At 43.6% G+C, this 9018-nt stretch carries 11 protein-coding genes; 5 read left to right on the forward strand and 6 right to left on the reverse strand.

Annotated elements, in window-relative coordinates; translation table 11 throughout:
* Window positions 1–962 precede the first annotated feature (962 nt).
* From Q369_RS0120450 to Q369_RS28480, 4 genes are all read left to right on the forward strand, one after another.
* The gene (locus Q369_RS0120450; protein WP_031529628.1) at window positions 963–1526 is read left to right on the forward strand and encodes a Crp/Fnr family transcriptional regulator; all 564 of its coding nucleotides are present in this window, start codon (window positions 963–965) and stop codon (window positions 1524–1526) included.
* An 83-nt stretch (window positions 1527–1609) separates the two neighbouring features.
* Window positions 1610–2191, forward strand: a complete 582-nt coding sequence (locus tag Q369_RS0120455) for a hypothetical protein (RefSeq protein WP_031529629.1) — start codon at window positions 1610–1612, stop codon at window positions 2189–2191.
* Between the two features lie 794 nt (window positions 2192–2985).
* A complete protein-coding gene (locus Q369_RS0120465) occupies window positions 2986–4011 on the forward strand; it encodes an SDR family oxidoreductase (protein ID WP_031529631.1) in 1026 nt (341 codons plus the stop codon).
* On the forward strand, window positions 4011–4580 hold the full coding sequence (locus Q369_RS28480) for a Crp/Fnr family transcriptional regulator (protein WP_031529632.1): 570 nt from the start codon (window positions 4011–4013) through the stop codon (window positions 4578–4580). Before Q369_RS0120465 ends, Q369_RS28480 begins: the two co-directional genes overlap by 1 nt.
* Before the next feature lie 215 nt (window positions 4581–4795).
* On the opposite strand, the gene Q369_RS0120475 is transcribed toward Q369_RS28480, so the two are convergent.
* The 3 genes from Q369_RS0120475 to Q369_RS0120490 all read right to left on the reverse strand — a co-directional run bounded on the left by Q369_RS0120475 (window position 4796) and on the right by Q369_RS0120490 (window position 7167).
* Window positions 4796–5875 carry an NAD(P)H-dependent flavin oxidoreductase gene (locus Q369_RS0120475; RefSeq protein ID WP_031529633.1) on the reverse strand — a complete coding sequence of 360 codons (1080 nt, stop codon included), beginning with the start codon at window positions 5873–5875 and terminating at the stop codon, window positions 4796–4798.
* A gap of 92 nt (window positions 5876–5967) precedes the next feature.
* Window positions 5968–6501 (reverse strand): YceI family protein, encoded by a 534-nt coding sequence (locus Q369_RS0120485; protein ID WP_031529634.1) that lies wholly within the window; start codon window positions 6499–6501, stop codon window positions 5968–5970.
* 87 nt (window positions 6502–6588) lie between these two features.
* Window positions 6589–7167: a Crp/Fnr family transcriptional regulator gene (locus tag Q369_RS0120490; RefSeq protein ID WP_031529635.1), complete on the reverse strand. Its 579-nt coding sequence runs from the start codon at window positions 7165–7167 to the stop codon at window positions 6589–6591.
* A gap of 295 nt (window positions 7168–7462) precedes the next feature.
* Between Q369_RS0120490 and Q369_RS29390 the strand changes: the two genes are divergently transcribed.
* Window positions 7463–7744, forward strand: a complete 282-nt coding sequence (locus Q369_RS29390) for a hypothetical protein (protein ID WP_031529636.1) — start codon at window positions 7463–7465, stop codon at window positions 7742–7744.
* 72 nt (window positions 7745–7816) lie between these two features.
* On the opposite strand, the gene Q369_RS27910 is transcribed toward Q369_RS29390, so the two are convergent.
* The 3 genes from Q369_RS27910 to Q369_RS29395 form a co-directional block, all read right to left on the reverse strand.
* Window positions 7817–8518, reverse strand: a complete 702-nt coding sequence (locus Q369_RS27910; RefSeq protein WP_051664169.1) for an alpha/beta fold hydrolase — start codon at window positions 8516–8518, stop codon at window positions 7817–7819.
* A complete protein-coding gene (locus tag Q369_RS29925; protein ID WP_084165801.1) occupies window positions 8430–8699 on the reverse strand; it encodes an alpha/beta fold hydrolase in 270 nt (89 codons plus the stop codon). The genes Q369_RS27910 and Q369_RS29925 overlap by 89 nt, the downstream gene beginning before the upstream one ends.
* A 132-nt stretch (window positions 8700–8831) precedes the next feature.
* Window positions 8832–9018: hypothetical protein (locus Q369_RS29395; protein ID WP_031529637.1), on the reverse strand; the 187-nt coding region annotated here is incomplete at its 5' end.

Genomic DNA, 9018 nt, shown 5'->3' on the forward strand with positions numbered 1-9018 from the left:
TCGTTTTTTCATTGCCCATATTGAGTGTATCAAATGCTTTCTTATCAAAAAGATCTAGATAATACAGCGTAACCAGTCCCCAATTCATGTATTCCTCAAAGCAAGTCAGGGGAGTAATGTATGTGGAAGATGGTTTACCTATCGTAGTCCATTTGGATAAATCTTTGAAAACACTGTCGATTATTTTCTGTATTTCTCTGCTTCCGGATTAATGTACCCGTGGTTAATTTAGGTAAATGCAATTTTTATGCGTTGACCTTTCAGTATATCGGCTGGTAACTTTTTATCGTCCTGGTTTACAAAAGGAAAATTAACATGTGCATGTGCTTCTGTAAAGCCATTATCACTAAAAACTGGCAGATTGATTCCATCTAACCAAAGGAGAAAAAATTACTTTTGTAGCCGTACAACGGCAAGGACTATTTATTTTACCACAATGGCGCCTTGCCCGACGGCGGAAGTCATCGCAGGTCTGTTTGTATTGACCAATTGCTCTACAACCAAGACGGAACGATCAGGAAGGTAGTCATGACCAGAGAAGGGATCTAGTGATAGAAAGATCTAGGATAAGCCGTTGACTTATACCACAGTATTCGAGCAAAAAGGGGCAATAATTCATAATAATAGACCTGTATTTATCAATAGCCATGTTAAATTATTGAGATCATTTTACTTAGTGGGCTTGACTGGCCTGCATTTATTGCAAGTGACTTGTCTTATCAATAGTCAAATTATATTTCATCATCAGGCTAAAATTCAACAAACCGATCATTAAACAGATCCATAGTGGTGTTATGGTGATCATCGGTTGCTAATTTATCCTTCCACCTTTACTTATTCCAGCTTCGTCCTGAGTGAGTCTGGAACAAGACGGAGGACATTGGATCATGCTGACAAGGCCCAAAGAGCTGGCGGATATTCTGGAAAATATATGATCGTATTAGTGTCAAACTCATTGGAAAATGGAAAAACTCAGAAGTAAGTTTCAAAATTTGCTGCCCGACCCAAATGACCTTGGACGGCTCCTTTCTAAATTTAAGTCTGCCACTTTTGAAAAATCCGAATTTCTGATCCGCCCAGGCGATGTTGCCCGGAAATTGTTTTTTATCGAACAAGGCTCGGTAGTGCTGGGGAGCGAGTTGCATGACAAATCCGTAGCGAGGCACCTGGTCACTGAAAATGAATTCATTACTTGTCTTGAAAGTTTCTCGAAGCAGCAGTCTACGCAGGAATTCCTTAAAGCATCGGAATGCACTGTGACCTATTATGTTACCAGAAGCGATTTTGACCAGGCAATGGATGCATTTCCGGCAATCGAGAAGTTTTATAACCAGCTCGTTTTTGATACGCTGTTAAGCTGCCAGCAAAGGATTACCGACTTGACAAGCCTTAATGCTTCTGATTATTATACCAACATTCTTGAAAAGCATCCTGATCATATTCAAAAAATGCCCCAGTATGATCTGGCCTCATTTATGGGAATTAAACCCCAGAGCCTGAGCAGGCTGCGGAAAACAAGAAAGTGAATCTGCTCGAACTTTCTTAACAAATGTGAATGCAAACACCCGTCGCAGCTCATTTCTTTACCATAACAATAAATTACCATGTTATGATAAAGAAAATGAAATGCCTGGCAATGCTTTTAGCCTTCGTTTATATTTCCGCAAAAGCCCAGGATCCAAGTCCGAGAGGTACGTTTGCAGTCGAAACGCGGCTTACCACTTATTTGCAAAATGGCTTTGACGCCGCCGTATTCTATTATCCTTCCCAATCCAAATTTTCCTTCGGGGCTATTTACGCCACGCATGAGATAAATGGCAATACCCGCTCTTTGATTTTTGAAAGTAACAATCGCGATGCACTTTCGATCCGACTGACCTGGCTGGCGGGTATCATTTCCCGATACCATTTTTTAGAAAGCAGAAAAGGTTTTTTTGGAGAGGTAGGAGTTGGCGTGGAAGAATTCAAGGTCCACATAGAAGAGCAGGTTCATGGAAAAACTAACGGTTTCATATCTCCGGCAGTCGGTTTTATGTGGTTTCCCTGGAAAGCTGTGGGCTTGTACGTTCTGCCAAAAATTACTGCTAACGTGATCGTTGGCCGAGGCAGGGAACAGAGGCTTAGAGAAACAACTTTCCGTTTGAGGCCAGTATTTCCTGCACCGAGCATTGCAATTGGATGGAAGTTTTAACAGGAAGTTTGGGCGGTATTTAGGTTAAGCGGGATAGCTTCATCACCGAAGGAAGAGCATTTCTAAATTTACAATGTGATTGAAAAATCTATGAAGAGCGCCAGGTCACTGTATTGGATTACTCTACGAGCGGTTAAGCTATCGAGTCCGTAACATCATGGATGGTATAAGGACTATGATCGATCCAGGTTTCACTTTTTAACCAATGTCATTTGACGGATTAGACTTATGCTTACTTAGTGCTGTTGAAAATGTAGCTTGGAACGCGAGAGTAATAAAAATGGTAAACTTAGCACTACATATAAGTACATCCATGTATGGTACTGCAATCCAGCTCCTAGCTCACTCCAATTGGCAAACCTGGTTCCATCAGCCCTAAGGGTTATTATTCCTTATGATTCATTACCGGTAGCAAGCCCAGCCTGCGATTCTTTCATTTTTCGTTTATCAGTGTCCGTGGAAACGGTGGTGGCTGTTGCACAACTTAAAACCTTCGATCCAAAGACGTTTTCACTATTGCAAAAGTCTGCGAGATTGTCGTAGATGGCCTGCCAAGATATATTGTTTATTGTCTGAACGATTCTCATCGTGTTAAAGGACGCTTATAGTGAGGTTGCAATTACTATCGAGAGTTGTGTAACAACCACGGACGTTATTTGCGTCAATTCAATTTAGCTGCACTTTAATCAATTTCCTTTATTCACGAGTCATCGCAATCAGTTCCTTGCATTTCTTATCAAATGATAATTGGGAGTCAGCGCTTAACGCAGAAATTTGGTAAAAAGAAAGAGCTGATGAAAAACAAAAAAGTTTTGCTAACCGGGGTAACTGGATTCTTGGGATCACACACGGCGATCCAACTTCTAAACCAGGGTTACCGCGTAGTTGGTACCGCGCGTAACGCAGATAAAATCGAACCGATCAAAGAGGTACTTGCTGAGCATACAAGTCATATCCATAATCTTGATTTTGCAGTTGCCGATTTGGGGGATCAGCTGATTTGGGATGAGCTTTCAACGGAGGTGGACTTTATCCAGCATATCGCCTCACCCTTTCCCCGGCAGTTGCCACGGCATGAGGACGAGCTGATACTCCCCGCAAGGAACGGGACATTAGCAATCCTTCGGGCGGCCGCGGCAAATAATGTTAAAAGGGTTGTGATAACATCATCTATGGCTGCTGTTGCTTATGGTAGGCCCGCGCGGAAATTAAGAAAGACATTTGATGAAAATGATTGGACCAACGAGCATAGCAAAAAAGACATTACCCCATATTATAAAAGCAAGACTGTGGCTGAGAAGGCAGCCTGGGACTTTATTGGAGCAGATGCTTCCGGCCTGGAACTGGTAACAGTTTGTCCAGGTGCTGTTCTTGGACCTGTACTTGAAAAGGATTTCGGCACGTCAGCAAACCTTATACTGTCCATCCTGAATGGAAGCTTTCCGGCATTACCAAAAGTCGGTTTTGACATTGTGGATGTTCGGTCCGTGGCCGACTTGTTGATCAGGGCAATGGAAATTCCAGAAGCCAATGGAAACAGATATCTTGGTGCATCAGAATATTTGACCCTCAGAGAAATAGCTGGTATTTTAGAAGAACATTACCCGGAACGAAAAATTCCGCTGAGTGTAATGCCCAATTTTGTGAGTCACACACTTGCCTTTTTCACGCCTGAACTCCGACCGATCATGCTTGAAACGATTAGAAGGAAAACAAATTTGCTTAAAGCCAGAAAGGAATTAGGGTGGGAACCAGTCTCAGCAAAGGACGCTGTTTTGGCCTGTGCGGACAGCCTGTTTGCACAAAAAATACTGATCTAATGGAAAAATTGAAGTCTGCATTAGCTTTTGGTGGAATATTGTCAACTGTGGATATAGAATCGGTAGCATCAAATTTCAGACACCTTACAGTAAAGTCCGAGGACTATGTACAGGATCTGCACGAGATAGCTTCCGAGATCATATTTGTAGAAAGTGGGATTTTAAGGTTGTTCGGTGCCGACGCGAGAGGAGACGATGTTACGAAGCACTTTATCCGTGAAAATCAATTTTTTGCCAACCTGGAAAGTTATTATTCCAGGCAACCTGCCACTGAGTCCATTCAAGCCGTCGCAGGCTGCGAACTACATATGATCAAATTTTCAGTGTTGGAGCAGCTATTCGCAGATGTACCGAATCTGTACATATTCTTTAAAAGTATCAGTGAGGCAACACTGTTAAATAAAATCAAGGACAACGACTTTCTTAACTTTGGCGACTCTACCACTAAATACACAGAGCTGATGAGGCGATACCCCGAGTTGGTTCAGCAGGTCCCCCAACAGTATCTGGCTTCATATCTCAAGATCACGCCACAGTCGTTGAGCCGTATCCGGAGAAGCTTGCGGTAGATCCTCGTACAGAAATTGGGGCTTACTGAAGCCATGGACCGCGGTGGCGGCCGTTCTGCTCCGGTTAAAGCCAATGCTTCAATAGATTGAAAAGACCTTTTCATCTATTGAAAACACTTTGAATCCCTAGATGCCGAAAACCAGAAGCCAGAATCACTGCCACACCCTAGTTTATCATGGCGCAGCTCGATTTTAAAGGTTGCTGGAACCTGTAATCAGTTTGTCAAACTTGCATCCATGTCGACTACCAGCGATCGGATCAGTTTTTCAGCTTGCCTGTATTTTAATAATGGAGCTGACTGACCTGCCCAATACGATCTGAAAGCGGGATTGCTGCAAGCCGTTGCCGGATATGCTTTAAGATGGCTCATAAACTTACTTTGTAAAGGATATGGAGCCAATAAATGATCCTTTTCCTTCAAGTCGTCGATCAAGCGATTCCTGATTCCTCGTGAGAGTCGCCCGGTGAAAACCTTAGTTAATGCAGTGTTCCTGGCTTTTTCCGAAAACAGGATGTCTTTGTGATCCTGGGTGGCGTTTGACTCGCGGGTAGCCAGAAAGGCCGTACCCATCTGCACAGCATGAGCCCCCAAAGCCAGAGACGCTTTTAAGCCGCGCGCATCCGCTATACCGCCAGCTGCGATTATGGGAATGGAAACCCGGTCTGCCACCTGCGGAATCAGAGAAAACGTGCCGGTCAATGATTCCTCGGCCGGCTGTAAAAACGACACACGGTGACCACCCGCTTCAAAACCGGTCGCAACAACCGCGTCAACACCAGCCTGCTCCAATGCAACAGCCTCATCGGCCGTAGTGGCTGCCCCCACCGTTATAATGCCCAGCGACTTACACCGCTCCAGGATCTCAGGCGAAGGAATGCCGTATACGAAGCTGAAGACGGCTGGTCTGGCCTCGAAAATGGCTTCGACCTGGTCATCAAACCGGGGTCCAAGTTCAGTAGATCTTGGGGGCAAAGGCAAATCCAGTTCATTAAAATATGGAGTAAACAGCTCCATCAGCTGTTGATAGCGTTCATCCGTATACGTGGCTAACCGGCTATCCCGGTCGTTCACCCATAAATTGATGTTTACGGGCTTATCTGTCTTTCTTCGGATTTGAGAACATATATCAATTAATTCGGCCGCTGTGTACGGTTGGCCACCGAATGAACCTAGTCCGCCTGCATTAGAAACCGTGCTGGTTAGCAAAACAGAAGATAAACCTCCTCCGAACGGTCCTTGTACAATGGGATAAGCAATGCCAAGAAGTTTTGTGAATTTCGTTTTATTCCACATGATCTCAATATGTTGTGATGGAGTTGTACTGAATGAATTTGTGATCGGCGCCCTGGATTCATTCGGAGCTACTGCCGTTACGATTTACCGGGTTAATGCCAGTTAGCTTTCCCCACAATCTTGAATTGCAGGACGAATTGGTCGTAGATGAGCTTGTCGCCCAGGTTATCGATGAACTTGCCCGATCCGTACCGGATGTTATACAAAGTACGGTCAATGATCAGCTCGCCGCGTGCCAGCAGGTATTCGGTCAGCTCCTCGATCGTACCGTCAAAGCTGATCGGGTGAGTAATGTCTTTAATAGTCAGTAAACCTGAAAGTCTGTACTGGGTGCCGCTCATAGCCAGGCTATGAGAAAGAACCAGCCGCGCTGTGGAGAACTGATCGATCGCAAAGAAATCGCTGGAATACAAATGTGCTTTGAATTCCTCATGAGTTTGAATGTCATCGATATCGGTAATTGTCAGTGAAGCCATATCAATGCTGATTTCACCGGCTTTTACTTCACCATTTGTGAGTTCCAAATAGCCTTCGGCTATATCGATGCTGCCGGTGTGGAGGCCGAGTACTTTTTTACCCGTCCAGTTGACGGTACTGCTGCTGGGCTGAATGTGAAATGTTGCCATGTTTAATTTTCGGTTTAACAGGACAAAGATCTGTCAGGACCAGGGTCAGGAGCGATGAGCTAGCGCACAAGTTTGATGTGATATAGATCACTTCTTTTGGGATGACTTTCCGAACCGGCTTAGAGTTTCCCGGCTAACTCCCAGGTAGGAAGCAATAAGCCTTTTTGGTACCGTTTGGAAGAGTACAGGGTATTGCTCCAACAACCTGTCATGGCGCTCCCGGGCGTCAGCGCTCATTAATAATAAAATTCGCCGTTGTAATGCCACATTTCTACGGTTTGTTTTTTTGCGGAAGAAATGTTCCATCTTATGCATTTGAGCGCATAATTTTTCGCGGTTACTGCTGGATAAACAGAGTACGGTACTGTCTTCAACACAGTCTATTGTTACTGTAGCCCGCGTATTGTAATAATATGCTTCGTAATCGGTTATCCACCAGTTCTGAAGTCCAAACTGGATGATATGCTCTTTACCTGTCGGCTCGGTCAAGTAAGACTTCAGGCAACCCTCAAGCACAAAGAAATCGTCTTCCACCATTTGTCCTTCCTGAACGACGAACTGATGTTTTTTAAATTTTTTGGTTGTGAAGTGTGCAAGCACAAACTCAAATTCATCATCAGTTAAGAGAATAATCTCCTCAATCTGTTTGCGAAGTAATTCAGTCATTATTTTTAGGTTCTCCGCTGGTAAATTTTGGTTAATTCAGCAACAACGTCAGCCCTTTTTAGCGATTTTCCTGCTAACAAATTACGGCAAATTTTACTGCAGTTATCGACACTTAACACCCTAATCAAAATCAAGCGAAGAGCTATTGGATTAGATGCAAGAACGATATGAATTTCGTGAACAGCTGGTGAAGCCGATCACCCAAGGCTCAGGCAGTGGATAGAATTGGTACTTTTGCTCACATTTTCATGAGGAAACACGCATTAATTCTCCTAAAAACAGAGGTGTGAGTCAAATGATTATCTTAGTAACCGGCCCTTATCGTTCGGGGACCAGTGATGATCCTAGGCTGATCGAGGCAAATGTAGAAGGTATGCCAAAGACAGCTTTAGAGTTTTATAACATAGGCGGCAGTCTAGTTGATTTCCTTTTTGGTTTTAAATCTGAATTTGATATCAAAAGAAGTGATAGACGCTGCCAAGGAATGCCTATTAATTGGCTGATACTTCTAAAACCCAATTCCTGTCCGAATGATAAGGTTCATCCTATTTCAGATGGAAGAGCGGTTGGAATGTGAACCACAGGATAGGCCTTATTTGCTTGGAATTCAAACGAATTAGAACCTATCATTAGCAGCACAAGGCCATAATCAATGATTGAACTGCCGGAGAGTACCTGATACTGCCCAACAAAACTTATGGACCAGCGCTGATGTCTCTTCAAAGTTGGTAAGCAATAGCATATGTCCACCGTCAAGGATGTGTAGATTTGCGTTAGGCAAGTCCCGTTGATAGCAATATGCTTCTTCCAAGCTGAAAAACGCATCATATTTCCCCCAAAGGATTAAAGCAGGAGGTTGGTGTGTGCGGAAATATTGTTGAAATGAGCCAAACAATTCAAGGTTGCTGGAATAATCCCGGTTCAGGTCGAATTGCATGTCAATGTTGCCAGGCCGGCTTAAAAGTGCCCAATCCAGAAACCATAGTTCAGGGCCGAGCTGTGGTAAAAAATTGTCGGGCAGCCCTGCTGTATATTGCATTTTAGTGCCTTCCTCGGTTAGAAAAGCTTTGACTTTTTCCGCTTTTTCCGGTGTTGGGTTTGTCCAATAGTCCCTGGTTTCATCCCATTGCGGTCCTAGACCTTCCATATAAGCATTTCCATTCTGGACAATGATTCCCAGGATTCTATCAGGATGTTTCCTGCAGATCCGCAGTCCTATTACAGAACCGTAGTCGTGCAGGTAAATAAAGAAGTCATTGACATCAATGCTTTGCAGAAAGGAATCGATGCATGCTGCTATATTGGCAAATGTATATTTGAAGAGTCGGTATCTGGAAACCGCTGAACCCAAACCCGGGATAGTCCGGAGCTATCAAATGAAAGTCGTCAGACAATATTTCCATCAATTCTTTAAACATAACCGACGAGCTGGGAAACCCGTGCAACAACAGCAAAGTTGGGTTTTGCCTGTCACCAGCCTCACGGTAAAATATGTCTATCCCGTTTACGGAAACGTTTTTGTTGAGTATCATAGAATTTAGCAATGATTTCAAACATCTGATACAAATTTGTTCCAGTCTGCCTATTTAATGAAACTTACACTGGTGGTTTGGATAACATTATAGATTATGTCTATACCTTTTTAACTGAAGATTATTCGGTAGTTAAAGCGTACCGGAACCGACATCAGTATGCCCAGCTTTTCCAAAAACCAATTGACGACACAGGTTTACTAGGCCATCCATGGTAGATGGCTTTATATAATAGTCGAGCGCACCTAATTTTTTAGCAAAGTCAATCATATCTGGATTTCCAGATGTTGAAAGCATAACAGTAGGTAAGGAAGCTAAG

Source organism: Dyadobacter crusticola DSM 16708 (assembly GCF_000701505.1).
Lineage (GTDB): Bacteria > Bacteroidota > Bacteroidia > Cytophagales > Spirosomataceae > Dyadobacter > Dyadobacter crusticola.